Source organism: Bacillus sp. MT94, from assembly GCF_058792475.1.
In genome coordinates this window covers 356,961-373,537 of sequence record NZ_JBXAEZ010000003.1, presented here as the reverse complement: position 1 = coordinate 373,537, position 16,577 = coordinate 356,961, and the positions used below count along the sequence as shown (strand labels likewise).

The following is a 16,577-nucleotide window of genomic DNA, read 5'->3' as shown; positions in this document are numbered from 1 at the left end:
ATTGCTTTTACTTTATAACTTTCTGTATTTTCCAATAAATACCTTATGTAGTGCTAACTAAATTGAAAATCATTTCGTTTTGTTTTATAATTCACTTACCGACCGGTAAGTAAAAATAAGTGAGGTACAATATGACGAAGAATTTACAAACATCGCAGAACATTGTAGAGGCATCATTTAAACTTATGGCAGAACACGGCATTGAGAAGATGAGTCTTTCCATGATTGCGAAAGAGGTAGGTATTTCAAAACCGGCTATTTACTATCATTTTTCTTCTAAAGAAGCGTTAGTTGATTTTTTATTTGAAGAAATTTTTTCTGGGTATCATTTCGTGAATTATTTTGATAAAGAGCATTATACGAAAGAAAACTTTGCAGAAAAGTTAATTTCAGATGGTTTACATATGCTCTCTGAATATGAAGGGCAAGAAGGAATATTACGTGTTATAAATGAATTTATCGTAACTGCATCGCGAAATGAAAAGTACCAGAAACGTTTATTTGAAATACAAGAGGATTTCTTACATGGTTTCCACGATTTATTGAAGAAAGGCGCGAGACTGGGCGTTGTGTCACAACATGAAACGGAAGAAAATGCTCATACGCTAGCGCTTGTGATCGATAATATGAGCAACTATATGCTCATGGGATTCCATTTAAAGTATAAAGAAATTTGGATTCGAAATGTGAAAAACGTCATGAAGGAGGAGTAAAGATGAAAATGCAAAAAAACTGGTGGCTCGGTTTTCTTGGATTTATTGGGATTTATAAAATACCAGGTATGATTGAAGCTTTTCAAGCGGATGGAAGTTGGATGAAGTTAATCGGTTTCATTTGGTTACTTTGGTTCGGATATTTTATTCCTGAGAAGAAAGAAGATTAAATTTCAATTTTCTGTAAAGTTATGTAAAATGTAGATTAAGAGTATTCATATATTAGATTACTAGATTTGGAGTGGTTACATGGATCCATTGAAAAATGAAATTCACCCTGACATGGTCAAGGTGTGGAAAGTTCGTGCTGTAATTGAAGAAGGGATCGGTATACTCGTCATTTTAGCTTACCTTTTCCTCATGATAAAGTTTGATTGGTGGGCGTGGATTTTGTATGTAATGATTGGGCTGACAGTTGTGTTCGCACCATTTTCGTACTTCTTATTCCCGAAACTACGTCAACGTTATTACAGCTACCAACTAAATGAAGAAGAGCTTGAAATTCAGCATGGTCTTTTTGTCGTAAAGCGCGTATTAGTACCGATGATTCGTGTGCAGCACGTAACGATTGAACAAGGACCAATTATGAGAAAATATGGCTTAGCAGAATTACACATTTCAACAGCAGCAACTTCTCATAGCATCCCAGGCTTAACGATGTATGAAGCAGAAATGTTGAAAACGAAAATCGCAGAATTAGCGAAAGTGAGTGATGAGGATGTATAAGAGGCAGCATCCAATCACGATGTTATTAGAATTAAAAATAACAGATTTTATACCACTCATTATTTTCATGTTTAGCTTAAACGGAAAATTCCCGTTTTGGTATTTAATTCCCGCAGCATTTGGTTTACTCACCGTTTTTTCAGCATTTGAAAAATGGTATTACACAACATATTGGGTTGAAAATAACGTATTACATGTGAAAAAAGGTCTCTTCGTGAAAAAGGAGAGCTACTTAAATAAAGAACGTGTTCAAACGATTAATACAAGTTCTAACGTACTATATCAAATGCTCGGTTTAAAAAAAATTCAGATTGAAACAGCTGGTGGGGGCGATGAAGCAGAAGTTAGCTTAGCTGGTATTACGGCAGAAGAAGCGGCGGAGCTTATTACTTTGCTAAATGAGCCAACTCCAGAAGTGAAAGCAGAAGGAACGTTAGACGAAGCAACAGAAAATGTAGTAGAAAAAGAAATTGTTACAGAAGAAAAACAAGCGACAGAATATAAATTAACTTGGAAAGAGATTTTATTAGCATCTGTTACATCTGGTCAATTTGGACTATTATTCTCTTTAATCTTTTTCGTTTATCACCAAGTAGATGAGTACATTCCGAAATGGATAGAGAATGGCGTAAAGTCGTATGTAATGGAACATGATATATATGGCTGGATTTTCATGGTAGCCATGTTACTCGTTCTTTCTTGGATTATATCTACAATCGGTTACGCGTTAAAACATGGCGATTTCACAGTGAATCGAAGAAATGACGAAGTCCGCATTTCGCAAGGATTGCTTGAGAAAAAAGAGCTCGTACTAAAATTGCATCGTATTCAAGGTATTACGATAAAAGAAAGTATTTTACGCCAACCATTCGGTTATTGTGCTGTGCAAGTAGAAGTCATTCAAAGTAAAGGAATGAGTGACGAAAAAGAAAAGGTTACACTGCACCCAATCATTCGAAAAGATCGAGTACAACAGTTACTCGCCCATTTACAATTACCATACGAACTGAATGCAAACATTATTGCATTACCAAAAGCAGCATTACGCCGCTATCTCATTGATAGTTTCATTTTCTTCGCAATGCTAGCAATCCCGTTTATTGGAATAAGTATATACTCTGAAAAGCACTTCATCATGTGGGCATTAATTCCGCTCGCGATCCTCATCTTTACACTTGGATACGTAACATTTAAAACAAATGGTTACAGTGTTAACGGAGAACAAATTACACTTGTCTATCGTAGCGTCGGAAAATATACAGGACTTATTAGAAGAAGACATGTCCAATCAATGGAGAAGACACAATCATATTTCCAGCGCCGTGCGGATTTATGTACGTATAAGTTTTCGAGTGCATCATCTAGTTATAAAATAGAGCATACGAGAGTAGAAGATGCGGAGAGAATGCAGAATTGGTATAAGAAGAAAATAAATGAGATGTAACTTGAGAAAGCTTGCCTATTATGAAAGGCAGGCTTTTTTGTTATAGGGAAAAGAGTGGTTTAATCCATATATTAGTACAACTACAGTATATGAAAAAAGGTAATTAGCTTCTATATTAAGGGAAATCTATGGGGTTTTTGATATAAATGGTATACTAAAATATAAATAGTATTAGGAGGTTATATATGATAAGTCAGTTGAAAAGAGAAGCACTTGATGCATTAAAAGGAAGATGGGGATTAGCGGTAGGGGCAACCTTATTAATCGGGATCCTTATTGGAGCTGTTGAAATGCTAACCACAGGTATTTTTTCGATATTTTGGGGTTGGGAAGAAGCAAGTGATTCACTTACAGTAAGTATTATTGTAATGCTTGTTATTGGTCCATTAACAATAGGTGCCTATTATCTTGTTTTAAATGCAATTCGTGGGACTGATGCTCGCATTGGTCATATATTTAGATGGTTTAGCGATGGAAGTAAGTTGATGAAGTCGTTTTTAACATATTTACTAATGTATGTATACTTGACTCTATGGACATTACTTCTTATTATTCCAGGTATTATTAAATCATTTTCTTATTCTATGACATATTTTATTTTGAATGATCATCCAGAATATACAGCGAATCAAGCGATTACTGAGAGTCGTCATATGATGAATGGACATAAAATGGATTACTTTTTACTATGCTTAAGTTTCTTAGGCTGGTTCATATTAAGTATTCTTACTATAGGAATCGGTTTCTTATGGTTAGCACCTTATTTCTACGCGACATCAGCCGCATTTTATGAAGAGATTTCAAAAGAATATTATAAAAAAGAAGGCACTACTTTCTAATAAAACATATAAACTATCTACCCTAAAGAATGTAGGGAGCAGATAGCAGATAGCAGATGGTTTAGGTGTTTTGATATTTGTCCTATTTTCGGGATTCACTTCAGGATAAGGTATAGATTTTTATATAGAAATGCTTCCCTCTATGTTTTATCATAGAGGGTTATTTTTTTATGTAAAAATGATAGGAAATAATGAATAATATATGTAAAGAAAAAAGCGAGGTGAATGAGAGTGAGCAAATTTTTAATACCGTATTCATTTTCTATATTAAGTTTCTTTATTTCAGCAACAGCACTTGATTTATATGATAGGATGGGAAACGATAGTGAGCTGGTTTCGCCGAACATAATTGGAAAGATAATTCAATCTACTGCGCAAATGGGAGTCCTTACATTGTATTTCGGAGTACCAATTATTTTAGGTGGCTGTCTACTTGGTGAGCTATTGTTTAGAGGTATCATTTTACGATTTAAACTAAGCTATATTATATCTTTATTATTATATCAATTTTTAGCTTTTAGTATTGTTTTCGTAACGGTAGGCATTCCAACTACATATGAAGATTCTAATACTACTTTCATGGTAATAACTATGATTTGCGCTGTTACATTCTTTATGGGCCGGAATATATGGGAGAAAAAAGAAATGAATAATGGAGTGACAGAATGAAATATACATGTCCGTGCTGCGGGTATAGAACAATAGAAGAAGAACCACCAGGTACATATGAAATTTGTAATATATGTTACTGGGAAGATGATGAGGTACAGTTTAACGATCCTGACTTTGAAGGCGGGGCAAATGAAGTCTCGTTAAGACAAGCACAGAAAAACTTCATTACATTTGGTGCTTGCGAGGAATGTTTTGTGAAATCAGTTAGAAAGCCGACTAGCGAAGATGTGAAGAATACTAGTTGGAAGCAAATTAGTTAAATAGATTTAAATAAAAATGTTATTACTCGATGTAACAAGAGTAATAACATTTTTTTATGTAATGATGAAAGAATTAACGGCGTCTTATAAGGTAAAATAATAAAGATGATAACGTAATAGGTAGGCCTGTTTCCAAAAAGGCTTCTAAATTAAAGGATAGAAAATATCGGTCGTTAAATAACATAAAGAAGAAATGATTGTAGGAAATACCTAACACTATAAATAAAGGAATACCAATTTTTAATTCGTGACTTCCTTTTATTTTTCTATAACAAAATTCGCCTATTAAACAACCGATAAGAACAGGAATACTTCCAAGAATTGAAAGCATAATAATAGATACCCAAATCGGCCCCCATGAATCCGCATAATTTGGAACGCTTGTATACTGTAAAACATTCACAATGATAGAAAAAAACAATAAGCATATTAAATAACTAATAGAAAATTTTTTCAATGGAATCATCCTTATAAAATTTCACTTTATTTTTATGAAAATATAAACCTCTTTAAATTATAGATTAGATGTATAAGGATAATCAATTTTTATACATTTCGTGTTTATGGATATATTTTCGATGAATATAAAAGTATAGATGTATAGTCAATGTTATGTATTTGATGTTATCATATTGAATGATATGGAAATTTTTAATGGAATAAGTAACTGAAAATTCAAAGGTAATGCAGCTTTTGTTGTATAAAGAAAATACTTAGTAGTAATCAACAATATTAAAAATAAGATTCGTATTTATATAAATTTAGTAGAAATGGGGTTTTAAAAAGGAATGAGTATCAGCATAACGCGGCAAAAGATTTTGGCGGCCGCTTCTCAAATTGTGCAATGTAAAGGGGTTGCTAAATTAACCTTAGAAGCAGTGGCAAAAGAGGCGGGTGTAAGTAAAGGTGGATTATTGTATCACTTTGCAAATAAAGAAGCTTTAATAGAAGGTATGATAGTCAGAGGGATAGAGGATAATGAGGGCGCTATTTACAATAAAGTAGCGGAAGACTCAGAGAGGAAAGGGAGATGGGTTCGCTCTTTTGTAGAGGAAAGATTAAGTAATGAGAGAAGAACAGAAGAGTTGTCTAGTAGTATGATGGCAGCATTCATGTTAAAACCTGAATTACTTGAGCCATTACAACAATCATTTCAGCAACTGCAAAAGAATATAGAAAACGATGAGATAGATTCAGTTTGTGCAACAATTATTAGATTAGCAGCAGATGGATTATGGTATTCGGAATATTTAGGGGTTGGCAGACTAAGCCCCGAGTTAAGAGAAAAAGTGATTCAAGCTCTTATTAGTAATTCATATAAATAGAATATACGAACTATATAATGCGAAAACAATTCACCATTACTTATTTAATGTAGTGGTGAATTGTTTTTTTTATTAGAAAAATAGAACAATTTTATAGAGTATTGAATTATAACCGTCCAGACGGTATAGTAATATTTGGTTTAAGAGGAAAATGAAACAAAAAAAGAATAAAAGATATTTTTAGCACACTATTCGAAAGGATAGGCCGCAAAGCTTAGAGTCTACGGTAATACATATTGGTTACTAAGATCGTCTGGTTGCACATTTTTGATGCAACCGGACGGTCTTTTTTTGTTATATAAATATAAAAAATAGGAGGGAACTATGCAAATGAAAAGTACTAAAAGGCATATTTCAATGGTTTCATTAGTTTTTCTAGTATTATTTTCAGTGCTGAATGTGTGGGCTCCAGTTATTCAAGCTGCTGTGATGAAAAGTCCAGTGGACGAAATTAATATTTCCCGTACTGATGGCACGACATCTGAACCGTATCAAGCCTCAGATGGTATGAAAGTAGAAGTGAAGTGGTCAGCTAAAGAAAAAATAAAAAGTGGAGATCAATTCACAATTGATATGCCAAAAGAGTTTCGAAAAGACCTTATGAATATGAGTTTTCCTTTAAAAGATGCTGAAGGAAAAACAGTTGGTACATGTGAGATGAAAAAGGGTCTATTAACATGTACTATGGGTGATTACGTAGAAGGAAAGAATAACATTAAAGGTTCTTTATTCGTAGAATTCTACTTTGGTCTAGAAGCATATGATGGTGTTAAAGAAATTCCATTAGAATTTAACGTTGATGGTCAAATCGTCAATAAAGAAGTAAATGTAAGTAATACGACAGAGAGACCGAAGCCACAGCCCAATACAGATAATCTATTGAAATGGGGTTCTTATAATCAAGAAGATCCTTCGATTGCTGATTGGCTTGTATATGTAAATGCAACTGGGACAGAAATGCAAGATCTTAAATTAACAGATACATTAGGACCTGGGCATGAGTTAATTACAGACAGCGTAGTATTAGAAGAGGCTGTATTTGAAGATGGTTATGCACCAACAAATATTAAGCCAGCAGATTTATCTAACATTAAAATAAATGCAACGAAGACTGGATTTACAATTGAGTTTCCAGACAGTTCAAAAGGTTATATTTTAAGATATAAAACAAAGATTACTAATCCTGCTGCAAAGCCTCATAAAAATACTGTGAAATTAGAAGGTAAAAATATTAAAACTGAAGAAAAAGTAGGACAAGTATTCGTAAGTGGTGGAGGGGGAACCGGTTCAGGTGACGATAATCCACCTAGCATTGAAAAAAATATAGTTGATGAGAATGGCAAGCTTGTAGAGAATGAGCAGTTAACACAAATGGATCAAGTTATTCAATACCAAGTTGGTACACATATACCGAACGATCCTCCTAAATACACATCTATGGTAATTAGTGATGATTTAGAAGATGTTTTAGAAGTATTAGAGGCAAAGGTGTATGATCAAAATGGCCAAGATATTACTTCTAAAGGAACGTTAAATATAGATAAACAAAGAAGTGAAGTAACATTTACATTTGGTGAGAGTTTTGACTATAAGTCATATGAAGACCAGATAATTAACCTTAGTATTAAGGCGAAAATTAAAAATAATGCAGACTTATCTTCTTACGTAGATAAGAAGATTCCTAATAAAGCGGAATTACATTTTGATGATAAAACATTAACATCAAAAGAAGTAACTATTACGCCGCCTGAAGCTCCAAAAGATGGTACAGTATCGCTTCATAAAATAGATTCTGAGAATCCGAACAAAGGGTTAAAAGGTGCCGAATTTGAAGTTCGAAATAGTGCAAATGAAGTTGTTGTAAAACTGAAAACGGACGAAAAAGGTTTTTCAGTACCTCAAACTTTAGCTCCTGGGACATATAAAGTTTATGAAACAGTAGCACCAGAAGGATATCAAAAATTAACAAGCCCAGTAGAGGTTACACTTCAAGCTGGAGAAACAAAAACAATTGAAATTAAAAATACTATGCAAAAGGGTCAAATTGAAGTAAAGAAAATTGATTCGGAAAATGGTGAAAAACCATTAGCAAATGCAGAGTTTGATATAGTAAAAGACGGTGTAGTAGTCGAACATATTGTTACAGATAAAGATGGTAAGGCAATCTCTAAACCGTTAGCACCAGGAAAATATATTTTAAAAGAAACAAAAGCACCTGAAGGCTACCAATTAAAAGAAACAGAGTTCGAAGTAAATGTAACAGGGGACGGCATATTCCCAATACAAGTGGAAAATGCAATGGTAGACAAAGGTAATATAGAAATTACAAAAGTGGACAAAGAAAACGGGGCAGTATTAGCCGGTGTCGAATTTGAAGTCCAAGATGAGAAAGATGACGTAGTAAGAAAAGTAGTAACAGATAAAGATGGAAAAGCAAACGTTTCAGATCTATCAGTAGGAAAGTACAAATTAGTAGAGACGAAAAGCTTACCAGGTTACAAAAATCTAGCAGAACCAGTACTATTTGAAATTACAAAAGGTATGACAAAAGCTTTAGTAATAAAAGTAGAAAATGAGCAGTTAGACAAAGGCTCAGTAGAAATTACAAAAATAGATAAAGATAGTCAAAAAGTATTAGAAGGCGTAGTCTTCGAAGTGCAAGATGAGCAAGGAAAAGTAGTAACAGAAGTAAAAACAGATAAAGATGGTAAAGCAAAAATCTCAGATTTATCAGTAGGAAAGTACAAATTAGTAGAGACGAAAAGTTTACCTGGCTACAAAAAGCTAACAGAACCAGTATCATTCGAAATTACAAAAGGTATGACAACAGTCCTATCATTGAAAGTAGAAAATGAACAGTTAGATAAAGGTTCAGTAGAAATTACAAAAGTCGATAAAGACAACAAAAAAGCATTAAAAGGCGTAGTCTTTGAAGTGCAAGATGAAGCTGGAACAGTAGTAAAGGAAGTAAAAACAGATAAAGATGGTAAAGCAAAAATCTCAGATCTATCAGTAGGAAAGTACAAATTAGTAGAGAAAGAAAGTTTACCAGGCTATAAGAAACTAACAGATCCAGTATTATTTGAAATTAAAAAAGGCATGACTGAAGTTCTATCATTAAAAATAGAAAATGAAATGGTAGATACGGGAAATGTAGAGATAACAAAGATAGATAAAGATAATAAAGCACCGTTAGCGGGAGTAACATTCATCGTCCAAGATGAAAAGGGGAATGAAGTTACAAAAGTAACGACAGATAAAGATGGAAAAGCAAATGTTTCAGATTTACCTGTAGGAAAGTATGAATTAGTAGAGGTAGAAAGTTTACCTGGTTATAAAAAGCTAGAAAAACCAGTATCATTTGAAATCAAAAAAGGCATGACCGAGGTTCTATCATTAAAAGTAGAAAATGAAATGGTGGATACAGGGAATGTAGAGATAACAAAAATAGATAAAGATAGTAAAGCTCCATTAGAAAATGTTGTATTTGAAGTACGTGATTCAAAAGGAAAAGTAGTTGCGAAAGTAAAGACGGATAAAGAAGGAAAAGCAAACGTTTCAGATTTACCTATTGGGAAGTATGAGTTGGTGGAAGTAGAAACACCGGCAGGATACAAACCACTAGAAAAGCCAGTTTCATTCGAAATTGAAAAGGGTAGAGTAACAGCGCTAAAGCTAACAGTAGAAAATGAATTAGTGGATACAGGAAATGTAGAAATTACAAAAGTAGATAAAGAAAATAAAGATGCTTTAGCTGATGCAGTATTTGAGATTCAAGATGCAGCAGGACAAGTAGTCGCTAAAATAACGACAGATAAAAAAGGACAAGCACAAGTTACTAATTTATCAGTCGGCACATACAAGTTAGTAGAAGTAAAGGCACCAAAAGGGTATAAACAATTGGTAGATCCGATTGCTTTCCAAATTGAAAAAGGCATGACAAAATCTCTTGCTTTAACAGTAGAAAACGAAATGTTAGACAAGGGAAATGTGGAAGTAACAAAAGTAGATAAAGATAGTCAAAAAGTATTAGAAGGCGTAGTCTTCGAAGTTCAAGACGACAAAGGAAAAGTAGTAACAGAAGTAACGACAGATAAAGATGGAAAAGCAAACGTTTCAGATCTATCAGTAGGAAAATACAAATTAGTAGAGACGAAGAGCTTACCAGGTTACAAAAAATTAATAGAACCAGTATCATTCGAAATCAAAAAAGGTATGACGAAAGTTTTATCATTGAAAGTAGAGAACGAACAGTTAGATAAAGGTTCAGTAGAGATTACAAAAGTGGACAAAGAAAGTGGCGCAGTATTAGCGGGCGTAACATTCGAAGTGCAAGATGAAAAAGATAAAGTAGTAACAAAAGTAACGACAGATAAAGAAGGAAAAGCAACAATTTCAGATTTATCAGTAGGAAAATATAAGCTAGTAGAGGTAGAGAGCTTACCAGGATATAAAAAACTAGCGAAACCAGTATCGTTTGAAATTAAAAAAGGCATGACAGAAGTCTTATCACTAAAAGTAGAGAATGAACAGTTAGATAAAGGTTCAGTAGAAATTACAAAAGTGGACAAAGACAGCCAGAAGGCATTAGAAGGCGTAACATTCGAAGTGCAAGATGAAAAAGGCAAAGTAGTAACGAAAGTAAAAACAGATAAAGAAGGAAAAGCGAAAATTTCAGATCTATCTGTAGGAAATTACAAACTAGTAGAAGTAGAAAGCTTACCAGGCTACAAAAATCTAACAGAGCCAGTATCATTCGAAATTAAAAAAGGTATGACGAAAGTCTTATCATTGAAAGTAGAGAATGAACAGTTAGACAAAGGTTCAGTAGAAATCACAAAAGTAGATAAAGATAGTCAAAAAGTATTAGAAGGCGTAGTCTTCGAAGTACAAGATGAGCAAGGCAAAGTAGTAACGGAAGTAAAAACAGATAAAAATGGTAAAGCAAAAATCTCAGACTTATCTGTAGGAAAGTACAAATTAGTAGAGAAAGAAAGCTTACCAGGTTACAAACAATTAACAGAATCAGTATCGTTTGAAATCAAAAAAGGCATGACAGAAGTTCTATCATTAAAAATAGAAAATGAAATGGTAGATACGGGAAATGTAGAAATTACAAAAATAGATAAAGATAATAAGGCACCGTTAGCAGGTGTAGTCTTTGAAGTTCAAGACGACAAAGGCAAGGTGGTAACGAAAGTAACGACAGATAAAGCTGGAAAAGCAACAGTTTCAGATTTATCTGTAGGAAAGTACAAGTTAGTAGAAGTAGAGAGTTTACCAGGCTACAAAAAATTAGAAAAGCCTGTACCATTTGAAATTAAAAAAGGTATGACAAAATCTTTAACGTTCACTGTAGAAAATGAAATGGTAGATACGGGGAATGTAGAAATCACAAAAATAGATAAAGACAGTAAAGCACCATTAGAAAATGTTGTATTTGAAGTACGTGATTCAAAAGGAAAAGTAGTTGCAAAAGTAACAACGGATAAAGAAGGAAAAGCAAACGTTTCAGATTTATCTATTGGAAAGTATGAGTTAGTAGAAGTAGAAACACCGGCAGGATACAAACCACTAGAAAAGCCAGTTTCATTCGAAATTGAAAAAGGTAGAGTTACAGCATTACAATTGACTGTAGAAAATGAATTAGTGGATGTAGGAAATGTAGAAATTACAAAAGTAGACAAAGAAACGAAAGATGCTTTAGCTGATGCTGTATTTGAGATTCAAGATGAAGCAGGACAAGTAGTCGCTAAAATAACGACAGATAAAAAAGGACAAGCACAAGTTACTAATTTATCAGTTGGAACATACAAGTTAGTAGAAGTAAAAGCACCAAAAGGATATAAGCAATTGGTAGATCCGATTACTTTCCAAATTGAAAAAGGCATGACAAAATCTCTTGCTTTAACAGTAGAAAATGAAATGTTAGACAAGGGAAATGTAGAAGTAACAAAAGTAGATAAAGATAGCCAAAAAGTATTAGAAGGCGTAGTCTTCGAAGTACAAGATGAGCAAGGCAAAGTAGTAACAGAAGTAACGACAGATAAAGAAGGAAAAGCAAAAGTTTCAGATCTATCAGTAGGAAAATACAAATTAGTAGAGACGAAGAGCTTACCAGGTTACAAGAAGTTAACGGAACCAGTATCATTCGAAATTAAAAAAGGTATGACAAAAGTCTTATCATTGAAAGTAGAGAATGAAAAGTTAGACAAAGGTTCAGTGGAGATTACAAAAATGGCCGCTGAAAGCAAGGAAGTCTTATCAGGAGCTGTGTTTGAAGTTCATGATGACAAGGGAAAAGTAGTAGTGAAAGTAACAACAGATAAAGATGGAAAGGCAAAAATCGCAGATCTATCTGTAGGTAACTACACACTAGTAGAAGTAGAAGCGCCAAAAGGATATGAAAAATTAACTAATCCAATTCCATTTGAAATTACAAATGGAATGATAAATGCAGTTCAATTAGAAGTATTAAACAAATTGAATCATTTAGCACCACCAGGTCCAGAAACACCAGATCCAGAAAAGCCTGGAACACCAGATCCGGAGAAACCTGGAACACCAGATCCAGAAAAACCTGGAACACCGAATCCAGAAAAGCCTGGAACACCGAATCCAGAAAAGCCTGGAACACCAAATCCAGAGAAACCTGGAACACCGAATCCAGAAAAGCCTGGAACACCAGATCCAGAGAAACCTGGAACACCAAATCCAGAAAAGCCTGAAAAAGAATTACCGAAGACAGGGCAGAAAATGCCTGTGGAACCATATATGGGAGCACTTCTTGTAATGATGAGTTTTGGGTTACTCGTATTAGGTAGAAAACAGCGGAGATAATAAAGGTGAAAAGGTATCCTCAAAGTATTTGAGGATACCTTTTTTATTTGACATAAAAAAGGTATTTAGCAAAAGAACTCGATACAAATAAAAACAAAAAGGAATACAAAGTTTGCCCTATTTTCTTAATGTGGCTATATCAAAAAAGTTAGCTATATATATTTAATGTGAAAGTAAAAGATTAAAGGCCTTCTTAATGTTTGGATGAAAAAAGAGTTATCTTTGTAATTAATTTGAGTACTTTAGGAAAGAAGTCTATTTCCTAAAGTACTCAAAGGATGATAGTCCAATAGCAGGTGGGAGATGAAAAGCGTTTTAGCACTGTAGTAGCACCTTAAAATGTAGATAGGGGAAAATAATGTAAAAAAACTATTGTATATTTAAAAACCTTATGTTACATTTATGTTACAGAAAAGTTACAAACTGTAACTTACATTACGGTTTGTTTTCTTTTATTTTTCGGTATGTTACGAAATGAGATTCGTAGCAAAACAACCGAGAATATGTAAAGTTAAAAAAATAGCAACCTAAAAATAGTTTTTCTATGTGTATAAGAGTGTGTGTAGTAAAGGGCCTGGTGAGAGCTTTACGCACATTATTAAAATTCCTTTCTGTCTTTAAAAGAAGAAAACCAACTACCAACTATTTAGGAGTTTTAAGTAATGATAGTAAATGAAATGTACTTCCTTTCCCACACACAGTACATCTTTACTTTCAGTCTAATTACTACACAGACTTTTATACATATGCTGTTATTGTTTTAGGGATATATAGGAGGAGAAAAAATGAAAAAGTTATTAATGGTAATTGGACTTACATTTTTAATGTTAGCTGGATGTAGTAATGGGAATTTTGACAAAGCAATGGATGAAGGAAAGACCGCGTTAACGAATAAAGAATATAAAAATGCCTTATCATCATTTGAAAAAGCGTTAGATGAGAAAAAAGACGATTCAGATGCAAAAGTTCTAGTAGAACAAACGAAAGCAATGATTGAAGCTGTAAAGTTAAAAGAAGAAACAAAGATAGAAGAATCAATCAAGTCATTTGAAAAAGTAGAGAACATGAAGAATGGAAATACTACGCTTATAAAACAAGCAAAGGAAGAACGAACAGCATTACTAGCCATCTTAGAACAAAAAAAGAAGTATAGCGAGCAACTGACGAAAAGTGAAGAGTTAATAAGTAAGAAAAATTATGCAGAAGCAAAAGAGATATTAAATAAGCTAGTTGCAGAAACAAAAGATAACAAGAAACTTGAAGAATATAATAAAAAAGCGGTAGGATTAGTTACTAAAATTAATGAAGAAGAAAAAAATGCAAAAAGTGAAGCACCAGCGAAGGCACAAAAAACCACTGCAGTAACGACTCAAAAGGTAGCAACAGAAAAGAATCAAAAAGCAGAGACAGAAAAAAATCAAAAGGTAGCGACTGAAAAGAACCAAAAAACTGAGACAGAAAAGAATCAGAAGGTAGAGGCAGAAAAAAATCAAAAAACTGAGACAGAAAAAAAACAAAATGCATTTACTTTTGAGAAAGCTAAAGAATATATTAAAAATGAATATAAAGAAGACTATGATTACACGCTAGAGAATACGCAAGTAGAGAATGGAAAGAAATATTATCAAATTAGAGTGCGTACGACATATAAAATAGAAGGCGCAGCTGGACCAGGATTTACTGGAGTATTCAAAGTATTCGAAGATGGTACAATTATTGAACTGCACTAAATTGATGGAAAAGGTATCCTCAAAGTATTTGAGGATACCTTTTTTAGCATAAAAAAAGCATCTAGCAAAAGTACTAGATGCAAATAAAAACACAAGGGAAGACAAAATTCTTCCCTTTTCCCGTATGTAATTATATCAAAAAATTTATAAAAAACTAGCTATATTTAAAATATAATTTTTAAAAAAGTTATATACATAAATAATTGCAATACTCGCAGTTTTATCTTTCTGAAAAATCCATTTCTTTAATTTTGAATATTAAGACTAATGTTGATAAATCTTCAGATAATTAGAGAAAATATCCAAAAGGATATATAATATTGCTTAAGAGATAGTGTTAATGGATTACATATATTTCATTTGGTGTATTAATTGAATATCATAATTTTTAATTTTATTAAGCAAGAATCTCGGTTACTTATTGCATTTCTAACATAGGGTGAGATAGAAAAATACAATAGTGTGGAGGTTTTTATAATGACGTTTGTTCTTAGTAAAATGAGTGGATTTAGCATAGAAGAAAAGGTACATGAATTCGAATCTAAAGGATTCCTTGAAATCTCAAATGAAATCTTTTTACAAGAGGAAGAGAATCATCGCTTATTAACACAAGCACAGTTAGATTATTATAATTTGGAAGATGATGCGTACGGTGAATGCCGTGCTAGATCTTATTCAAGGTATATAAAGTATGTTGATTCACCAGATTATATTTTAGATAATAGTAATGATTACTTCCAATCTAAAGAATATAACTATGATGATGGCGGGAAAGTTAGACAGTTTAATAGCATAAATGATAGCTTTTTATATAATCCTTTAATTCAAAATATGGTGCGTTTCGATACTGAATTTGCATTTAAAACAAATATAATAGATACAAGTAAAGACTTAATTATAGGTTTACATCAAGTAAGATATAAAGCTACTAAAGAAAGACCATCTTTTAGTTCACCTATTTGGTTACATAAAGATGATGAACCAGTAGTGTTTTTACACCTTATGAATTTAAGTAATACAGCTATTGGTGGAGATAATTTAATAGCTAATTCTCCTCGGGAAATTAATCAGTTTATAAGTTTGAAGGAGCCGTTAGAAACTTTAGTATTTGGACAAAAGGTCTTCCATGCCGTAACGCCACTTGGAACAGAATGTAGTACGGAGGCTTTTCGTGATATTTTATTAGTAACATTTTCTTATAAGGAGACAAAATGAGAGAGAATAAAATAATTATGATTTCTGGAGCCAACAGCGGTATAGGTCATGCTTGTATAAAATACTTTTTAGAAAAATCATTTCATGTAATAGCTCTTGATATTAATAATAATAACTTAATAGATTATATGAAAACAGATATGCCTTTGAAAGTAGTGCAAATTGATTTAAGTAATAGCGAAGCGATTCATAATCTTTTTACTCAATTAGATTTAGAAAAACTTTCTCCTGATATATTAATAAATGCAGCTGGTATTCGAGAGATAACACCTGTTTTACATTTATCCGATGATATGTTTAAAAAAGTAATTGATGTAAATTTAGTAGCCCCATTTATCCTTTCTAGGGAAGTAGCTAAGCGATGGTGTGAATCGAAAATAAAAGGTTGTATTGTGAATATAGCATCGGTTTCTGGATTAATGGCTGAACCAGAGCGAGCTGCTTATGTGGCATCAAAGCATGCCTTAATCGGATTGACTAAACAGATGGCTATGGAATTTGGGAAGCAAAATATAAGAGTAAATAGCATTTCTCCCGGTGTTATTAGAACTGAACTTACAGAAGAATACTTTAGTAATAAAGCCTTGATGTCTATGATAAAAAGTAATCAATCTTTAGATACTTGGGGATTGCCGCAGGATATTGTTTCATGTATTGAGTACTTGATTTCTGATCAGGCCCGCTTTATTACTGGTTCTAATTTTGTAATTGATGGTGGTTGGACTGCAGGGAAAAATTTGTAATTGAGTGTTTTTGAGGAAAAGCACCTGTCCTTTTTTAGGCTGGTGTTTTTCTCACTATAAACCGAGTTTT

13 protein-coding genes and 1 riboswitch are annotated in these 16,577 nt (G+C 33.0%); of the genes, 12 read left to right on the top strand and 1 reads right to left on the bottom strand.

What is annotated here, in order from left to right; all coding sequences use genetic code 11:
- The first annotated feature begins 131 nt into the window (after positions 1 to 131).
- The 7 genes from AC1Q51_RS13615 (at position 132) to AC1Q51_RS13585 (ending at position 4,654) form a co-directional block, all read left to right on the top strand.
- A complete protein-coding gene (locus AC1Q51_RS13615; RefSeq protein ID WP_144476319.1) occupies positions 132 to 713 on the top strand; it encodes a TetR/AcrR family transcriptional regulator in 582 nt (193 codons plus the stop codon).
- A gap of 2 nt (positions 714 to 715) precedes the next feature.
- Positions 716 to 883, top strand: a complete 168-nt coding sequence (locus AC1Q51_RS13610) for a hypothetical protein (protein ID WP_000783808.1) — start codon at positions 716 to 718, stop codon at positions 881 to 883.
- 79 nt (positions 884 to 962) lie between these two features.
- Positions 963 to 1,439, top strand: coding sequence for a PH domain-containing protein (locus AC1Q51_RS13605; protein WP_000371358.1), 477 nt, complete (start codon positions 963 to 965; stop codon positions 1,437 to 1,439).
- Positions 1,432 to 2,883, top strand: coding sequence for a PH domain-containing protein (locus tag AC1Q51_RS13600; protein ID WP_063675078.1), 1,452 nt, complete (start codon positions 1,432 to 1,434; stop codon positions 2,881 to 2,883). The genes AC1Q51_RS13605 and AC1Q51_RS13600 overlap by 8 nt, the downstream gene beginning before the upstream one ends.
- 185 nt (positions 2,884 to 3,068) lie before the next feature.
- The gene (locus AC1Q51_RS13595) at positions 3,069 to 3,722 is read left to right on the top strand and encodes a DUF975 family protein (protein ID WP_000625399.1); all 654 of its coding nucleotides are present in this window, start codon (positions 3,069 to 3,071) and stop codon (positions 3,720 to 3,722) included.
- Positions 3,723 to 3,947: 225 nt separating this feature from the next.
- On the top strand, positions 3,948 to 4,391 hold the full coding sequence (locus AC1Q51_RS13590; RefSeq protein WP_492331556.1) for a hypothetical protein: 444 nt from the start codon (positions 3,948 to 3,950) through the stop codon (positions 4,389 to 4,391).
- A complete protein-coding gene (locus tag AC1Q51_RS13585; RefSeq protein WP_098508230.1) occupies positions 4,388 to 4,654 on the top strand; it encodes a CPCC family cysteine-rich protein in 267 nt (88 codons plus the stop codon). Before AC1Q51_RS13590 ends, AC1Q51_RS13585 begins: the two co-directional genes overlap by 4 nt.
- Positions 4,655 to 4,727: 73 nt before the next feature.
- On the opposite strand, the gene AC1Q51_RS13580 is transcribed toward AC1Q51_RS13585, so the two are convergent.
- Positions 4,728 to 5,111 carry a hypothetical protein gene (locus AC1Q51_RS13580; RefSeq protein ID WP_000714567.1) on the bottom strand — a complete coding sequence of 128 codons (384 nt, stop codon included), beginning with the start codon at positions 5,109 to 5,111 and terminating at the stop codon, positions 4,728 to 4,730.
- A gap of 331 nt (positions 5,112 to 5,442) precedes the next feature.
- Here AC1Q51_RS13580 and AC1Q51_RS13575 point away from each other — a divergent pair, with 331 nt between their 5' ends.
- From AC1Q51_RS13575 to AC1Q51_RS13555, 5 genes are all read left to right on the top strand, one after another.
- Positions 5,443 to 5,979 carry a TetR/AcrR family transcriptional regulator gene (locus AC1Q51_RS13575; protein WP_000028013.1) on the top strand — a complete coding sequence of 179 codons (537 nt, stop codon included), beginning with the start codon at positions 5,443 to 5,445 and terminating at the stop codon, positions 5,977 to 5,979.
- A 172-nt stretch (positions 5,980 to 6,151) separates the two neighbouring features.
- A riboswitch (cyclic di-GMP riboswitch) is annotated at positions 6,152 to 6,244 on the top strand.
- A 59-nt stretch (positions 6,245 to 6,303) separates the two neighbouring features.
- Positions 6,304 to 12,819 (top strand): SpaA isopeptide-forming pilin-related protein, encoded by a 6,516-nt coding sequence (locus tag AC1Q51_RS13570; protein WP_492331555.1) that lies wholly within the window; start codon positions 6,304 to 6,306, stop codon positions 12,817 to 12,819.
- 785 nt (positions 12,820 to 13,604) lie between these two features.
- Positions 13,605 to 14,549, top strand: a complete 945-nt coding sequence (locus tag AC1Q51_RS13565) for a hypothetical protein (protein ID WP_097846764.1) — start codon at positions 13,605 to 13,607, stop codon at positions 14,547 to 14,549.
- 477 nt (positions 14,550 to 15,026) lie between these two features.
- Positions 15,027 to 15,764, top strand: coding sequence for a 2OG-Fe dioxygenase family protein (locus tag AC1Q51_RS13560; RefSeq protein ID WP_053565070.1), 738 nt, complete (start codon positions 15,027 to 15,029; stop codon positions 15,762 to 15,764).
- Positions 15,761 to 16,507, top strand: a complete 747-nt coding sequence (locus AC1Q51_RS13555) for an SDR family NAD(P)-dependent oxidoreductase (RefSeq protein WP_001208940.1) — start codon at positions 15,761 to 15,763, stop codon at positions 16,505 to 16,507. Before AC1Q51_RS13560 ends, AC1Q51_RS13555 begins: the two co-directional genes overlap by 4 nt.
- The last annotated feature ends 70 nt before the right edge of the window (positions 16,508 to 16,577 follow it).